The following is a 15,839-nucleotide window of genomic DNA, read 5'->3' as shown; positions in this document are numbered from 1 at the left end:
CGCCATCCCGTCACACCCCGTCACACCCCGAAGAGCGCCCGAGCCGACTCCAGCCCCTCCACCTCGACGGGGACCGTACGGTGCGCCTCCCACCCCGCACGGTCCAGCCGCAGCCGTCGCAGGGTGCGAGCCGTTCCGCGTACGGACGCCACGGCGAGGCCGTCGTCGCGATAGCCGAGCCGCCGGGAGGCGCCGAGGGAACGCGGGTTGTCCGTCATCGCGGAGGACGTCACGGTGCGCGCCCCGAGCCCCTCGAACGCCAGATACAGCACCGCCGCCCGCATCTCCGTCCCGATCCCCCGCCCCTGGTACGCCGCCCCCAGCCACGACCCCGTCTCCGCCTCCCGCGTCACCGCATACCCGGCCGCACCGAGATCCTGCCGCCCGACCGCCTTCCCGCCGCACAACACCGCGAGGCTCAACGTCCACTCCTCCGGCCGCCAACCCGCGACAGTCCCCAACACATGCTGAAAAACCGCCCGCCCCCGTTCCGCCGGCCCCACATCCGTCCACGGCACGGTGAACGGCATCTCCGCCGCGTCATGCACCCCACCCGCGGCGACCTCCGCCAACTCGGCCGGCAGCTCCAGATCCGGCAGCCGCAGTTCAAGACGTGGCGTGGTGACCCGAAGGCCGTACAACGGCCAGACATCCGCTCCCATGACGAGAGCCTGCCGAACGGCCCGCCGAGGCGTCGACCGAATTAGCCGCGGTGCGGAGATACGCCCGCGTCAGGATTCGGCATCCGTTTCAGCAGGCCATGGAATCGCCATGATCGCGTGGGTAGCGTGACCCCCTAATGAAGACGACCCGAATGACTCCAACGCGAACAGTGACCACGTCCTGAAGCACGACATCGGCGGTGCCGCGTATGACGGAAACAACCGTGCCAAGGGGCTGGCAGGAGCAGTGATCCGCGTACTGATGCACAGGTCGGCCGTCCGCGTTGCGGTGTCTGTCGCGCTGCTCTCGGGTGCCGCGGCCTGCGGCGATTCCCAGAGCTACGCTGTCCCGGACACGGTGTGCGGCAAGGAAGTCGACGCCAAGCTCCTCGGCAAGCTGCTGCCGTCGGGCAAAGAGCTGAAAGCAGACAGTAAGAGCCTCGGGGCAGACGAAGCCACGTGCGAGCTGTCGGTCGACGGCTCACCGGCATTGCACATCGACGAAGTCCGGCAGCAAGCCGCCATTGACGCCACCGCCTTCGCCAAGAACCACCCCGGCAGGTTCGCGCACCCCGAGAAGTCGCCATTCGGCGACGACAGCGTGACCGCGGACCGCACGATTCTCTCCGTCAACTCCTGCCCGCACCAGGGCGAGAAGAGCTTCTACATCCTCGACGTCTCCCTTGAGAACACCAAGGCCGCCCAGAACGCACCCCTCCCAACGAAGCTCGCCCGCTTCGCGGAGTCCTATCTCCCGGTCGGGGCCAAGACGATGGGCTGCGGCGAGTGAGCGCCCGAAAGGCCGGTGGGCGTACGTGAGCCGCTCGATGAGGTCCAAACAGATCGCGTGTGCGCTGACGCTGGCCGTGCTGCTCGCAGGGGCGGGCGGCTGTGGTGAATCCCGGGGGTACGACGTCCCGAAAGCGCTGTGCGGCAAGAAGGTCGACTCCGAGTTGCTCAAGCCGCTGCTCCCTCCCGGTGAGCGGATAGACGCCAGGCAAGGGATGGACAAGGACTGGACCGAGACGTGCCGAGTGAGCGTCGACAAGGAACTCGTCCTCTACATCGACGACGCACGCTCTTCCGGCCACATCGACGCCATGGCCTTCGCCAAGGAGCCGTATCGGCAGCTGAAGAACCTGCACAAGACCGGTATCGGCGACGACGGCGTGCTCGCGGACAACGGGGCGTACGTCGTGAACCGTTGCGCCTATCGCGGGAAGCAGGCGAGCTACATCCTGGAGATCCGGGTATCCGGACCTCGGGCGGAGAGCTCCGACAGTCTCCGGCCCGAGATCCAGCGCTTCGCGGAGTCCTACCTCCCCGTAGGAGCCAAGGCGATGGGCTGCGGCACGTGACGCGGCGTCAGCGGGCGGCCTCCGGGTTCAGGAACGTGATCATCTTCTCCGCGTGAATACGGGCCCACGGCATGTAGCGCATCCACCTGTCCCACGCCTCCTGCCCGTACAACTCGATCAGGAAGGATTCGAGCCCCGGCTCCTCGGCGAGGGACAGCGGTATCGCCTTGCCGTGGGCCGTGATCTGGAGGCGTTCGCCGTCGAAGACGGTGACGCTGACCGAGGGGCGGGCGCTGATGTGGCGGAAGCGGTAGGAGTTCGGGGCCGTGCCGAAGACGAAATGGCCTCGGTGGAAGATGGCGTCGACGGGGGCCACGCGGGGTTCGCCGCGTGCCGTGACCGTGGCCAAGGCCATGGTGGAGACGCCGCGCAGCCTGTCCACGACGCCCTCCGCGCCCAGCCGGCGCTCTTCGCCGATGACCGAGCGGAGGTACCGGCCGGACGCCGCGTAGCTGTCGTCCAAGAGCCGTTGGAGAGCCGTCAGTTCCTCGGGGGTCTCGTACATGGCGTCAGTGTGCACCCCGCCAATGACAACGGCCCCGCCCACCGCTCACCGCTCACCGCCCGCCGCCCACCGCTCACCGCCCACCGCTCACCGCTCACCGCCCGCCGCCCACCGCTCACCGGTCACCGCCCACCGCTCACGGCCGCGAAGCCCGCAGCGAGTACATCAGCGGGATGCGCGGCCGGTCCGCCGGCAGGCGGTAGTAGTCGTCCCGGCGTTCCAGCGCGCCGAACCGCTGGAAGAGGGTGACGTCGTGCTCGTGCAGGAAGTCGATGCGCAGCCCGGCCGCCGCCAGGGCCGAGACGACGTCGCCGAGCGTGTGCTGCCACTCGACGCTGCGGTTGCTGACGGTGGTCGCGTCGAGGTTCGCGTATGTGCCGGGGGTCTCGTCCACCCAGGGCTGGCGGCTGAAGTAGTCGTAGGTGACGCGCGCGCCGGTCTCGTCGTCCAGCGCGTCGGTCATCGGGTGGAACTCGGCGAGGTAGAGGAAGCCGCCGGGGGCGACGAGGGAGGCCGCGGTCTCGGCCCAGCGGACGATGTCGGGCAGCCAGCACAGGGCGCCCACGCCCGTGTAGACGATGTCGTACGCGGAGTCCGGCACGGCCTCGGCGGCGTCGTACACGTCGGCGGCCACGAAGGAGGCGCGGTCCGGGCCTAGGCCGAGGCTCGCGGCGAGGTCGCGGGCGGCCTCGACGGCGGGCTCGGAGAAGTCCAGGCCCACGACGTGCCGGGCGCCCCGGCGGGCCCAGGAAAGGGTGTCGAGCCCTATGTGGCACTGGAGGTGGAGGAGGCTGCGGCCGGTCACGTCGCCGACCTCCTCGATCTCGAACCCGCGCAGTGAGTCCGGGTCGCGGCGGAAGGCGTCGAGGTCGTAGTAATCGCTGCCGATGTGGATGGGGACGCGTTCGTCCCACATCGCGCGGTTCGCCTCGCGCCAGTCATCGGGGGCCATGGGTCTGTGCATGCCGGTGAGGTTATCCACAGGCTTGGGCCCTCGCCAGCGGGTTGTCACCTCCCCGGCGCAGAATGGGGGGCATGACACAGAGCAACGAATCAGCCGCGACGCCGTCGTCCATGCCGGACTGGGAAAAGCGATTCAGAGCACCGCGCGTCGGCCTGCCGGACTGGGCCGAGGACGCCCCGGACCGCTCGCTGTTCGTGTCGAACGCGACGGGAACGTTCGAGCTGTACGCGTGGGACCGGGCCACGGGCGCGCAGCGCCAGGCGACAGACCGGCCGAACGGCACGACGGACGGGGTCCTGTCGCCCGACGGCGAGTGGATCTGGTGGTTCTCGGACACCGACGGCGACGAGTTCGGCGTCTGGCTGCGCCAGCCCTTCTTCGGGTGGGAGGACGGCCGGCGCGAGGACGAGCCGGCGACGCCGGGCCTCGCCCCCTCGTACTCGGGCGGCCTGGCGCTCGGCCGCGACGGCACGGCGGTGGTCGGCCGCTCCACCGACGACGAGGGCTCCTCCATCCACGTGGTGCGGCCCGGCGCCGAGCCGGTGGAGATCTACCGGCACCGGGAGTCGGCCGGCGTCGGCGACCTGAGCCACGACGGCACCCTGATCGCCATCGAGCACACCGAGCACGGCGACGCGATGCACTCGGCGATCCGCGTCACGCGCCTGGACGGAACGGTCGTCTCCGAGCTGGACGACACGAAGAGCGGCACCGAGGAGCTGGGCCTGACCGTCATGGGGTTCGCGCCTCGCGCGGGAGACACCCGGATGCTGGTCGGGCACCAGCGGCGCGGCCGCTGGGAGCCGATGATCTGGGACGCGGTGACGGGTGAGGAGACCGCGCTGGCCATCGAGCTCCCCGGAGACATCGGCGCGGAGTGGTACCCGGAGTCCCCCGACGAACCCGCCGCAGCCGACGCGGGCACGGGCACGGACGCCGGCATCAGCACCGGCACCGGCACCGGCACCAGCACCGGCACCGGCACGCTGCTGATCTCCCACAGCTTCCAGGCCCGCAGCGAGCTGTGGCGGTACGAGCTGGGCACCGGCGAGCTCGTACGGGTGGAGATCCCCTCCGGCACGGTCTCCGGCGCCACGGCCCGCCCGGATGGAACGGTCGAGTTCCTGTGGTCCTCGGCCGCGCAGCCCCCGGTCGTACGGTCCACCAGCGGCCGTGTCGTCCTCGATCCCCCGGCCCTGCCCGACGGGCTCAGCAAGGCCCCGGATTCGGTGCCCGTCACCGACGCGTGGGTGGACGGTCCGGGCGGCAAGGTGCACGCGCTGGTGCAGCGCCCGGCGGGCGAGGGGCCGTTCCCCACCGTCTTCGAGATCCACGGCGGGCCGACCTGGCACGACAGCGACGCCTTCGCCTCGGGCCCCGCCGCCTGGGTCGACCACGGCTTCGCGGTGGTCCGGGTCAACTACCGCGGCTCGACCGGCTACGGCCGGGAGTGGACGGACGCGCTCAAGCACCGCATCGGCCTGATCGAGCTGGAGGACATCGCGGCGGTCCGCGAGTGGGCGGTGGACTCCGGGCTCGCCGACCCCGAGCGGCTGGTGCTGGCGGGCGGCTCGTGGGGCGGCTATCTGACGCTGCTGGGGCTCGGCGCCCAGCCCGAGGCGTGGGCGGTGGGCCTGGCCGCGGTCCCGGTCGCCGACTACGTGACGGCGTACGACGACGAGATGGAGGCCCTGAAGGCGATGGACCGCACGCTGCTGGGCGGCTCCCCCGAGGAGGTGCCCGAGCGCTATGCGGCGTCCTCCCCGCTGACCTATGTGGACGCCGTGCGGGCCCCGGTCTACATCTCCGCGGGGGTCAACGACCCGCGCTGCCCGATCCGCCAGGTGGAGAACTACGTGCAGCGGCTGGAGCGGCGCGGCCACCCGCACGAGGTGTACCGCTATGACGCGGGGCACGGCTCGCTGGTGGTCGAGGAGCGGATCAAGCAGCTCCGGCTGGAGATCGAGTTCGCTCAGCGCCATCTTGACCGCCCGGCCCCGCAGGACCGCCCGGCCCCGGCTCCTCAGGGGTGATGCCGAGCGCGAGATCCCGCTCCGCCTCGATCTCACGGCGCAGCAGCCGGAACCACATGAAGACGACGAAGCCCGCGAAGACGAACCACTCACCCGTGTAACCGAGGTTCTGGAACGCCTTGAGGTCGAGGCCGCTGTTGGGAGGGGCGGCGGCCGGGACCGGCGTCAGGCCGGCCCCGCCCCGGTCCGTGGTGATCCAGGCGTCGTACACCCCGTACGGCACGATGTTGACCAGCGACGCCGCGCTGATCATGCCGAGCTGCCCCGTGGGCAGGCCGGCGCCGTTGTGCACGCCGCGGGTGCTGGGGCCCTCCGAGGACTGGAGCGCCCCGGTGACGGTGACCTCGCCGGCCGGCGGTGCGGGGACCTTGGCCACGTCGGCCTTGGAGCCCGCGTCGCCGGGCAGCCAGCCCCGTACGACGGGCAGGGCCTTGCCGGCGTCGGTCCGCAGCAGGGTGAGCACGTAGAAGCCGGTGCGCTCGTCCAGCTCCCGGTCCGGTACGAGCAGTTGGTGCGCCGTGTCGTACCGCCCGGTGGCACTGGCCTGCCGCCCGGAGGTCTTGGTGCTGACGGGGAGCAGATCGGCCAGCGGCTCGGCCTTCGCGGTCTTGGCGTCGTCGGCCTGTACCTGCTGCTCACGGTGGGTGTCGACACGTGATTCGAAGCGGCCGAGCTGCCAACTGCCCATGAACAGACAGAAGGGAATGGCCAGTACGGCGAAAAGGTTGATCCCCCACCAGCGGGGAGTCAGCAGGAACCGATACACACCCCCACGGTACGGGCCCCCGGCAACGGGGCCTCTCCCGCCCCCTCCCAGCCACGGGCGGGACCTCGGACGGGCAGGCCCGTGGGCGGCGAACCGTGGAGCCGGCAGGCCGTGGACCGGCAAACCGTGGGCGCACGGGCCATCGACGCGCAGGCCGTCGACGCGCGGGTCACGGACGCACGGGCCGCGGACGCGCAGGCCATGCACGGCCGCCGCGGGCAACGCACGACCAAGGAGAACGGGGGGCGGGGCGGAGGGGTGGGGAGGGGCGGGGGAGAGAAAAACGAAGCGTCAGCCGACGACCGCGCCCACCCGCCTACGCGTCCCCCGCGAGAGCCCCCGTGCGGTAGATCGTCCCCGCGCACGCCCCCGGGATCGTCGCGCTGGCCGCCTCGGGCTCGCCGACCTCCGGTACGTGGGTGAGCTGCACGCTGCCGGTCGGCTGCGGGCTGCCGGGGTCCTCGCCGCTGGGCTTGCCGCCGCCGGCCGAGAGCACCTCCGTGGAGGCGGTGGAGGCCGCCTTGGACGAGGTGCCGGCGCTGGTGCTGTTGCCCGGGGAGGGCGAGCCGCCGCCGCTGCCGCCGGGGCTCGGGGTGCCGCCACCGCCGGTCGAGCAGCCCCCGGCGCCGCCGCCCGAGGCGGGGATCCAGGCGAAGCCCACCGCGTACGCCTGGCCGGGCTTGAGGATCACTTCGCGGGGCGCGGTGGCCGGGTCGGGCAGGCCGGAGGCGGCGTCGCCCTTGGTGTGGTCGACGACGGAGACGTTCGAGCTCTGCGTGCCGCCCTGGGCGGCCGCCGAGACGACTCCCCCGCCGTCGACCGTACAAGCCTGGTCGGAGGTGTTCACCACCCGGAAGCTGCCGTAGATCCGGCCGTCCTTGTCGGGCTGGCCGACCTTCGCGGTGCCCTGGCCGAGCTGGTCGCGGTCGCAGGTCGGCGAGGTCGCCGCCATCGTGCTGGTGTTGTCCGGGGACGGGGTCCCGGGGGCCCCCGAGGGGCCGTCGCTCCGGTCCTGGCTCTTCTCTCCTCCGGGCTTCCCGCTGTCCTTCTGCTCCTCCTCGGAGGTGCTCTCCTGGCCCGTGCCGCCGCCGGTGCCGCTGCCGCCCCCGGTGTGCTGCTCGGGCGTGGTCTGGTGGGCGCGCTGGCTGCTGGCGGTGTTGGCGGACCGGTCGTCGGCGGCGTCGCCGGTCGTGGCGGCGTGGAAGAGCGCGGGGACGGCCGTACCGCCGAGGATCACTGCGGCCGCGGCGCCGACGAGGGCCTGCCTGCGGCGTGTGCGCCGGGCGGGCACGGCGCGCCGGATGTGCTCCAGCGAGTCCGGGTCGGGCTCCAGGTCGCCGACCGCGCCGCGCAGCAGGCTCCGCAACGCCTCCTCGTCGAGGGAGCCGCCGGAAGAGCCGCCGAGGGAGCCGCCGGGAGACCCGCCGGAGGAACCGTCGGAAGAACCGCCGAGGGAACCGTCGGAAGAGCCGCCGGGAGGGCTTTCAGGGGAGCCGTCGGCGGATCCGGGATCGCCGCTCTGGGGCCCTTGCGGACCCTTGGGATCCTCCGGGCCGTGGTGCTGTTCGTTCATGCGGGGGCCTCCATGGCGACGCGGAGCGCCGCGATGCCCCGCGAGCCGTACGCCTTGACCGAGCCGAGCGAGATGCCGAGGGTCTGGGCCACTTGCGCCTCGGTCATGTCGGCGAAGTAGCGGAGTACGAGTACCTCGCGCTGGCGGCGCTGCAGTCCGCGCATGGCCGTGATCAGCTGGTCGCGCTCCAGCAGGTCGTACGCGCCCTCTTCCGCGCTCGCCATGTCCGGCATCGGCTTCGAGAGCAGCTTGAGGCCGAGGATGCGCCGGCGCAGCGCGGAGCGGGAGAGGTTGACGACGGTCTGCCGCAGATAGGCGAGCGTCTTCTCCGGATCGCGCACCCGGTTGCGCGCGGAGTGCACGCGGATGAACGCCTCCTGCACGACGTCCTCGCACGACGCGGTGTCGTCCAGGAGCAGGGCGGCCAGACCGAGCAGCGACCTGTAGTGGGCGCGGTAGGTCTCGGTGAGATGGTCGACTGTGGTGCCCGCTGCCATCGCCTCGTCAGTGTCCCCGCGTTGGGGGGGTATCTGGGCAGGGCGGGCGGCAGGCCATGGCGCGATCACCGGCATACCGCCTGACGTGCGAGAACGCGGGCGCGCTGAAGCGCTGCCGCGGCTCGGGGCGGTTGCGATGCTGATGACGTCTGCCACGCAAGTTGGACACGCCTACCCCCCTCAGGGTTGTACGCGTAAGGCACCGCTTTTGACGACGAGTTAAATGCCCTAGTGCGCACCAGTTTTTCCCCAATGCCCCATTTTTCGCGCCGCTCATCGGGAGCGGCGACAAAGACGCTCCCCGCCCTGCTGCCGGTTGCAGCGAGCGGGGAGCGTTTAGTCGAACAGTTCGCGTCGGCCCAGTTCAAGTGGTGTGTGACCACAAGTTCATCACAAGGCCTTCACAGATCCCCTCGCATTATTACGAACTGGTCAGCTCCGATGCCACGACTTCCGCGATCTGAGCCGTATTGAGCGCGGCCCCCTTGCGCAGGTTGTCGCCGCACACGAAGAGTTCCAGCGCCCTCGGGTCGTCCATCGACCGCCGTACGCGCCCCACCCAGGTCGGGTCCGTGCCCACCGCGTCGGCCGGGGTGGGGAACTCTCCCTCGGCCGGGTTGTCGCACAGCACCACGCCCGGCGCGCTCCGCAGGATGTCGTGGGCCCGCTCGACCGTCACCTCTTTCTCGAACCGCGCGTGCACGGTCAGCGAGTGCGTGGTGATCACCGGGACCCGTACGCACGTGGCGGTGACCGGCAGCTCCGGCAGCCCGAGGATCTTGCGGGACTCGTTGCGGACCTTCAGCTCCTCGGAGGTCCAGCCGTCCTCCCGCAGCGACCCCGCGAACGGCACCACGTTCAGCGCCATCGGGGCCGGGAACGGGCCGGTGTCGCCCACCGCGCGCCGTACGTCCCCGGGGGCCGTGCCCAGCTCCGTGCCGGCCACGGCCGCGAGCTGGGAGCGGAGCGTGTCGACGCCCTCCTTGCCCGCGCCGGAGACGGCCTGGTAGGAGGAGACGATCAGCTCGCTCAGCCCGAACTCGGCGTGCAGCGCGCCGATCGCGACGATCATCGAGAGCGTCGTGCAGTTCGGGTTGGAGATGATGCCGCGCGGGCGGACCCGTACGCCGTGCGGATTGACCTCGGGCACGACCAGCGGCACATCCGCGTCCATCCGGAAGGCGCCCGAGTTGTCGACCACGACCACGCCCTTGGCGGCGGCGATCGGGGCCCACCGCGCGGCCACCGCGTCCGGCACGTCGAACATCGCGACGTCGATGCCGTCGAAGACCTCTTCGTCGAGCGCGACGACCTCGGTCTCCTCGCCCCGGACGACCAGCTTCCGCCCGGCCGAGCGGGCGGACGCGACGAGCCGGATCTCGCCCCATACGTCCGCCCGTTCGGACAGGATGCCGAGCATGACCGTACCGACGGCTCCGGTGGCGCCGACGACGGCCAGGTTCGGCTTACGGCCCGAAGGCCCGGTGCTCATCGGCCGGTGCCTCCGTAGACCACTGCCTCGTCCGACTCGGAGTCCAGGCCGAACGCGCTGTGCACGGCCCGTACGGCCTCGTTCACGTCGTCGGCGCGGGTGACGACCGAGATGCGGATCTCGGATGTCGAGATGAGCTCGATGTTCACGCCGGCGTTCGACAGCGCCTCGAAGAACGTCGCGGTGACGCCCGGGTTGGTCTTCATGCCCGCGCCGACCAGCGAGATCTTGGCGATCTGGTCGTCGTAGCGCAGCGAGTCGAAGCCGACGGACGGGCGGGTGCGCTCCAACGCCTCGATCGCCCGGCGGCCCTCGGTCTTCGGGAGGGTGAAGGAGATGTCGGTCAGGCCGGTGGACGCCGCGGAGACGTTCTGCACGACCATGTCGATGTTGATCTGGGCGTCCGCGATCGCGCGGAAGATCGTCGCGGCCTCGCCGGGCTTGTCCGGCACCCCGACGACCGTGACCTTCGCCTCGGACGTGTCATGGGCGACACCCGAGATGATCGCCTGCTCCATCGGCTGATCCCCTTGCGGTTCGTTGCTGACCCACGTGCCCCGCAGCCCCGAGAAGGACGACCGGACGTGGATCGGAATGTTGTAACGGCGTGCGTATTCGACACAGCGGTGCAGCAGCACCTTGGAACCGGAGCTCGCCAGCTCCAGCATGTCCTCGAACGAGATCCAGTCGATCTTCCGGGCCTTCTTCACGACCCGCGGGTCGGCGGTGAAGACGCCGTCGACGTCCGTGTAGATCTCGCAGACCTCGGCGTCGAGCGCGGCGGCCAGCGCCACGGCGGTGGTGTCGGACCCGCCGCGGCCCAGGGTGGTGATGTCCTTCTTGTCCTGGGAGACGCCCTGGAACCCGGCGACGATCGCGATGTTCCCCGCGTCGACGGACTGCTGGATGCGGCCCGGCGTGACATCGATGATGCGCGCCTTGTTGTGGACCGAGTCGGTGATGACCCCGGCCTGGCTGCCCGTGAACGACTGCGCCTCGTGACCGAGGTTTTTGATCGCCATCGCCAGCAGCGCCATGGAGATCCGCTCCCCGGCGGTCAGCAGCATGTCGAACTCGCGCCCGGCCGGGATGGGGGAAACCTGCCCCGCCAGATCGATCAACTCGTCCGTCGTGTCGCCCATCGCGGAAACCACGACGACCACCTGGTGGCCGTTCTTCTTGGCTTCGACGATTCGCTTGGCGACCCGCTTGATGCCCTCGGCATCGGCTACGGAGGAGCCTCCGTACTTCTGCACGACAAGGCCCACGTGCGCTCCTCGCTCTGTGTCTCCTGGGGGTGTCCCCCAGACCCCCGCCAGGGGGTGATGCGGTCGGCTCAGTCTATCGAGCAGGCGAGATCCGCCCCGCCGATATCACACTATGAGACAAACCGCTCACTGGGTGATCATGACCGGCGAGGCTCCCCGTCGAGCCCGCTCCGCGACGAACCCTTCCCGCATCCGGCGGGAGCACACGAGAACGTAACCCAGGTCACAAGTTCACATCCGGCGCGGCGGCCGAACAGGCGTCCCGACCGCGGAAGCCGGCGCCTCGCGATGAGGCGCCGGCTTCCGCGGTGAAGCGACGTGTGGGACGGAGCCCGGACACAGAGCTCAGACGCAGCCCGGACAGAGCTCGGACCAGAACCAGATCTCGAACAGGGCTCAGACGGAGCGCAGCCCCAGCGGCCCGGCGATCTCGGCCTCCATCACCTTCCCGGCCTCCTCGGCCAGCTGCTCCTCGCCCGCCGAGGCGTCCGTGTCGAGGCCGTCGAGCTCGTCGAGCGGGGAGTCCAGACGTACGTGCGCCACGAGCGACTGCAGCGCGCGCAGCGCGGCGCTGGCGGTCGGGCCCCAGTTGGAGAGGTAGGAGAACTGCCACCACCACAGGGCCTCGCTGACCCGCCCGTCGCGGTAGTGCGCGAGGCCGTGCCGGAGGTCGGTGACGATGTCGGCGAGGTCGTCGGAGATCCGGCACGCCACGGGCGCGGAGCGCGGCACGTACGGGTCGAAGACCTCCGAGTAGACGTCTATCGGGTCCAGCAGGATGGCGAACCGCTCGCGCAGATCGTCCGCGTCCGGCTCCGGACCGACGTCCGGCTCGTACCGCTCGTCCGGTACGAAGTCCTCGTGCGCTCCGAGCCTGCCCCCGGTCAGCAGCAGCTGCGAGACCTCCAGCAGCAGAAAGGGAACCGCGCTGTCGGGTTCGTCGCCCTTGGCCACCTCGGTGACCGCGACGATGAAGCTCTCGATCGAGTCGGCGATCTGGACGGAGAAATCGTCGGGATCGCGTTTGGCGTCGTGAAGCGTTGCGTCAGACATCGAGAAGTCGACTCCCTTCGAAGGCACGCTCCGGCGCGACCTCGTAGGCGGCGGATCGGTGTGCATCTGCATCGGCCCCCGTCCGACGCCTATACCCCGACGTGGTGTCAGACATCCAGCAGCCGCCTTCCCTCGAAGGCGCGGCCGAGAGTGACCTCGTCGGCGTATTCCAGGTCACCGCCGACCGGCAGACCGCTGGCGAGCCGGGTGACCTTCAGCCCCATGGGCTTGATCATGCGGGCGAGGTACGTGGCGGTGGCCTCGCCCTCCAGGTTGGGGTCCGTGGCGAGGATCAGCTCGGTCACGACGCCGTCCGCGAGGCGGGCGAGGAGCTCCCTGATCCGCAGGTCGTCCGGGCCCACGCCCTCGATGGGCGAGATGGCCCCGCCGAGCACGTGGTACCGGCCGCGGAACTCGCGCGTCCGCTCGATGGCGACGACGTCCTTCGGCTCCTCGACGACGCAGATGACGGACAGGTCGCGGCGCGGGTCCAGACAGACCCGGCACCGCTCCTCCTGCGCGACGTTGCCGCAGACACCGCAGAACCGCACCTTCGCCTTCACCTCGGTGAGCGCGTGCGCGAGCCGGCGGACGTCCGCCGGCTCGGACTGGAGGATGTGGAAGGCGATCCGCTGCGCGCTCTTGGGACCGACGCCGGGCAGCCTGCCCAACTCGTCGATGAGGTCCTGGACCACGCCTTCGTACACGGGACGCCTTCTCCTTGTCCGGTTGTCAGCTTCTGCCAGTCAGCGGGAACGCGCGACCGGAAGGGTCAGAAGGGCAGGCCCGGCATGCCGCCGAGGCCCTGGGCCAGCGGGCCGAGCTTCTCCTGCTGGAGCTGCTGCGCGGTGGCGTTGGCGTCGCGCACGGCGGCCAGCACCAGGTCCGCGAGGGTCTCGGTGTCCTCGGGGTCCACGGCCTTGGGGTCGATGACCAGGGCCTGGAGCTCGCAGGAGCCGTTGACCGTGGCCTTGACGAGACCGCCGCCCGCCGTGCCCTCCACAACGGTCTTGGCCAGGTCTTCCTGGGCCGTCGCGAGGTCCTGCTGCATCTTCTGGGCCTGTTGGAGCAGCTGCTGCATGTTGGGCTGGCCACCACCGGGGATCACGGGTTGCTCCTGGTTGTCGACAACGACGGTTCAGTGGCCCGAGCCTACGTGGTCCTGGAGCGACGCGCCCTCCCCTGGGGGCAGGAACGCGGGTACGTACGGGAAGCGGCAGGTGACGGGCCGGGAACGCGATCGCGCCGCCTGCCGACGGCGGCCCTGCACACCCGTCCGGCGACCTCCCCCGGCCGTTCGCCGGGGGCCCGGGATCATTCGTTGGGAATCTCCTCGATCACCGTGGCGCCCAGCTCCCGGACGATCAGGTCGTGGCCGGTCAGCGCGGAGTCGACGAGATCCGGATCGTCCTCTTCCGGCATGTCGTCTTCCAGGGCGATATGCGGCGGAGGCTCGGGCGCCTGGTAGCCGCCCGAGGGCTCCGGGGAGGCCGGTGCCGGGGCCTGCTGGACCTGCGGCGAGGCCGGGGGCGCGGCGGGGGGCGTGTGACCGCCCTGGTGCGCCGCCTGGCCGCCGCCTCCGCCGTCTCCCCCACCGCTGTACGGGCCGGGGGCCGGGGCGCCGGCGGGCGGCGCCGGCGCGGCCGGGCGGGGCGCGGCCGCGGGGGCGTGGCCGGGGTTGACGTAGCCGACGTTGCCGAAGGCGCTGCCGCCTCCGCCGCCCCCGCCGGGCGGGTTCGCGCCGCCCGACGGGTCGACGACCAGGTCGATCTTCCACTGCACGTTGAGGGCGTCGGCGAGCGCCTGCTTCAGCACCTCTTCGCTGCCGCCGCCGGCGAAGCTGTCGCGGGCGCCGGCGTTGGAGAAGCCGATCTGGAGGGTGGTGCCGTCGAACCCGGCGATCTGCGCGTTCTGGCTGAGCAGAATCCAGGTGAAGCGGCGGCGGTTCTTGACGGCTTCCAGGATCTCGGGCCACATCCGCTGGACCTGGGCGGCGCCCTGCGCCATGCCGCCCTGCCCCTGCTGAGGCGCGGCCTGGGGCTGCTGGGACTGCTGAGGCGCCGCTGCCGGGGCGGACGGCGCCGGGGCGGCCTGCGGGATGCCCTGGCCGGGCGTGGCCGCCGAAGGCCAGCCGCCGGGGCGGCGGGCGGGGGCGGGCTGCTGCGCGGGCGGCGCGGGGGCCGCCGCGCCGGCGGTGGGCCAGGCACCGGGCTGGGCGGGTTGCGCGGGCTGGGCGGCCGGGGGCGGAGGCACCTGGTGCGGGGCCTGCTGGGGTGCGGGGGCAGGTACGGGAGCGGCCTGCGGGGCCGGCGGGACGGAACCGGCCTCGGGGGCGGCCCCCCCGCCCGTAACGGCGGCACGGGCGGCGGCGGGCCCGGACAGCCCACCGGGAGCGCCGGGGCCGCTGGGGGCGTGCGCGTCCGGCCCCGGCACGTATCCCATGGGCGGCGCGGAAGCGGGCCCGGAGCCCATGAAGGCCCCGGCCATCGCGCCGCGCTCCAGCTTGTCCAGGCGGGCCTGGAAGGAGCGCTCGTCGTCGAAGGCGGCGGGGAGCAGCACGCGGGCGCAGATGAGCTCCAGCTGAAGCCGCGGGGACGTGGCCCCGCGCATCTCCGTGAGGCCCGTATTGACCAGGTCGGCGGCGCGGCTCAGCTCGGCGCCCCCGAAGACCGACGCCTGGGCCTGCATCCGCTCGACGACGTCGGCCGGGGCGTCTATGAGCCCCTTCTCGGCGGCGTCCGGGACGGCGGCGAGGATCACCAGGTCGCGCAGTCGCTCCAGGAGGTCCGCGACGAAGCGCCGCGGGTCGTTGCCGCCCTCGACGACCCGGTCGACGACCTCGAAGGCCGCGGCGCCGTCCCCGGAGGCGAACGCCTCGACGACGGAGTCGAGCAGACTGCCGTCGGTGTACCCGAGGAGCGCGGTGGCCATGGCGTATGTCACACCGTCGGAGGCGGCGCCGGCCAGGAGCTGGTCCATGACGGACATCGAGTCACGGACGGACCCCGCCCCGGCCCGTACGACCAGGGGCAGCACCCCCTCCTCGACGGGGATCGCCTCTCGCCCGCAGACCTCGCCGAGGTAGTCGCGCAGGGTGCCCGGGGGGACGAGCCGGAAGGGGTAGTGGTGCGTACGCGACCGGATGGTGCCGATGACCTTCTCGGGCTCGGTGGTCGCGAAGATGAACTTGAGGTGCTCGGGCGGCTCCTCGACCACCTTCAGCAGGGCGTTGAACCCCGCCGAGGTGACCATGTGCGCCTCGTCGATGATGTAGATCTTGTACCGGCTCGACGCGGGCCCGAAGAACGCCTTCTCCCGCAGCTCACGGGCGTCGTCCACGCCACCGTGCGAAGCGGCGTCGATCTCGATGACGTCGATGGAACCGCGCCCGTTGCGCGCCAGGTCCTGACAGGACTGGCACTCGCCGCAGGGGTCGGGCGTCGGCCCCTGCTCGCAGTTCAGACAGCGGGCCAGGATGCGCGCACTGGTCGTCTTGCCGCAGCCGCGCGGACCGCTGAACAGATAGGCGTGGTTGACCCGGTTGTTGCGCAGCGCTTGCTGCAAGGGATCGGTGACATGCGACTGCCCGATGACCTCTGCGAAGGACTCGGGGCGGTAGCGGCGGTAGAGCGCGAGGGACGACACGCATACGACGATATCGGGCCCCA

Annotated in this window: 15 protein-coding genes; 3 read left to right on the top strand and 12 right to left on the bottom strand. The window is 71.5% G+C overall.

Translation table 11 applies throughout. The features are described from left to right. Positions 1 to 20 precede the first annotated feature (20 nt). A complete protein-coding gene (locus AB0I22_RS09725; protein ID WP_363130158.1) occupies positions 21 to 662 on the bottom strand; it encodes a GNAT family protein in 642 nt (213 codons plus the stop codon). Positions 663 to 909: 247 nt separating this feature from the next. Here AB0I22_RS09725 and AB0I22_RS09720 point away from each other — a divergent pair, with 247 nt between their 5' ends. Together AB0I22_RS09720 and AB0I22_RS09715 are read left to right on the top strand one after the other, a co-directional pair. Further along, complete coding sequence (locus AB0I22_RS09720; RefSeq protein WP_363130157.1) at positions 910 to 1,452, top strand: hypothetical protein; 543 nt, start codon at positions 910 to 912, stop codon at positions 1,450 to 1,452. A gap of 37 nt (positions 1,453 to 1,489) precedes the next feature. Then, positions 1,490 to 2,020 carry a hypothetical protein gene (locus AB0I22_RS09715; protein ID WP_363130156.1) on the top strand — a complete coding sequence of 177 codons (531 nt, stop codon included), beginning with the start codon at positions 1,490 to 1,492 and terminating at the stop codon, positions 2,018 to 2,020. Between the two features lie 7 nt (positions 2,021 to 2,027). On the opposite strand, the gene AB0I22_RS09710 is transcribed toward AB0I22_RS09715, so the two are convergent. After that, positions 2,028 to 2,525, bottom strand: coding sequence for a pyridoxamine 5'-phosphate oxidase family protein (locus tag AB0I22_RS09710; RefSeq protein ID WP_363130155.1), 498 nt, complete (start codon positions 2,523 to 2,525; stop codon positions 2,028 to 2,030). Positions 2,526 to 2,661: 136 nt separating this feature from the next. Continuing rightward, positions 2,662 to 3,489 carry a class I SAM-dependent methyltransferase gene (locus AB0I22_RS09705; RefSeq protein WP_363130154.1) on the bottom strand — a complete coding sequence of 276 codons (828 nt, stop codon included), beginning with the start codon at positions 3,487 to 3,489 and terminating at the stop codon, positions 2,662 to 2,664. A 110-nt stretch (positions 3,490 to 3,599) separates the two neighbouring features. Between AB0I22_RS09705 and AB0I22_RS09700 the strand changes: the two genes are divergently transcribed. Further along, positions 3,600 to 5,522 (top strand): prolyl oligopeptidase family serine peptidase, encoded by a 1,923-nt coding sequence (locus AB0I22_RS09700; RefSeq protein WP_363130381.1) that lies wholly within the window; start codon positions 3,600 to 3,602, stop codon positions 5,520 to 5,522. Here AB0I22_RS09700 and AB0I22_RS09695 read toward each other — a convergent pair. From AB0I22_RS09695 to AB0I22_RS09655, 9 genes are all read right to left on the bottom strand, one after another. After that, a complete protein-coding gene (locus tag AB0I22_RS09695; protein ID WP_363130153.1) occupies positions 5,431 to 6,288 on the bottom strand; it encodes an SURF1 family protein in 858 nt (285 codons plus the stop codon). The two genes, AB0I22_RS09700 and AB0I22_RS09695, sit on opposite strands and share 92 nt — an antisense overlap. Before the next feature lie 316 nt (positions 6,289 to 6,604). After that, the gene (locus tag AB0I22_RS09690; protein WP_363130152.1) at positions 6,605 to 7,861 is read right to left on the bottom strand and encodes a DUF4232 domain-containing protein; all 1,257 of its coding nucleotides are present in this window, start codon (positions 7,859 to 7,861) and stop codon (positions 6,605 to 6,607) included. After that, the gene (locus AB0I22_RS09685; protein WP_363130151.1) at positions 7,858 to 8,514 is read right to left on the bottom strand and encodes a SigE family RNA polymerase sigma factor; all 657 of its coding nucleotides are present in this window, start codon (positions 8,512 to 8,514) and stop codon (positions 7,858 to 7,860) included. Before AB0I22_RS09685 ends, AB0I22_RS09690 begins: the two co-directional genes overlap by 4 nt. A gap of 265 nt (positions 8,515 to 8,779) precedes the next feature. Further along, positions 8,780 to 9,850, bottom strand: a complete 1,071-nt coding sequence (locus tag AB0I22_RS09680; protein ID WP_363130150.1) for an aspartate-semialdehyde dehydrogenase — start codon at positions 9,848 to 9,850, stop codon at positions 8,780 to 8,782. After that, positions 9,847 to 11,118 (bottom strand): aspartate kinase, encoded by a 1,272-nt coding sequence (locus AB0I22_RS09675; protein ID WP_363130149.1) that lies wholly within the window; start codon positions 11,116 to 11,118, stop codon positions 9,847 to 9,849. The genes AB0I22_RS09680 and AB0I22_RS09675 overlap by 4 nt, the downstream gene beginning before the upstream one ends. Before the next feature lie 396 nt (positions 11,119 to 11,514). Then, positions 11,515 to 12,171 (bottom strand): DUF5063 domain-containing protein, encoded by a 657-nt coding sequence (locus tag AB0I22_RS09670; RefSeq protein ID WP_363130148.1) that lies wholly within the window; start codon positions 12,169 to 12,171, stop codon positions 11,515 to 11,517. A gap of 107 nt (positions 12,172 to 12,278) precedes the next feature. Further along, positions 12,279 to 12,878, bottom strand: coding sequence for a recombination mediator RecR (gene recR, locus AB0I22_RS09665; protein ID WP_363130146.1), 600 nt, complete (start codon positions 12,876 to 12,878; stop codon positions 12,279 to 12,281). Between the two features lie 65 nt (positions 12,879 to 12,943). Beyond that, positions 12,944 to 13,279, bottom strand: a complete 336-nt coding sequence (locus AB0I22_RS09660; RefSeq protein WP_363130145.1) for a YbaB/EbfC family nucleoid-associated protein — start codon at positions 13,277 to 13,279, stop codon at positions 12,944 to 12,946. A gap of 206 nt (positions 13,280 to 13,485) precedes the next feature. Beyond that, positions 13,486 to 15,816 (bottom strand): DNA polymerase III subunit gamma and tau, encoded by a 2,331-nt coding sequence (locus AB0I22_RS09655; RefSeq protein WP_363130144.1) that lies wholly within the window; start codon positions 15,814 to 15,816, stop codon positions 13,486 to 13,488. Between the last annotated feature and the right edge of the window lie 23 nt (positions 15,817 to 15,839).

Source organism: Streptomyces sp. NPDC050610, from assembly GCF_040654875.1.
Lineage (GTDB): Bacteria > Actinomycetota > Actinomycetes > Streptomycetales > Streptomycetaceae > Streptomyces.
Note: the sequence above shows the minus strand (reverse complement) of the source record. Positions and strands in the feature narration are given on the sequence as shown.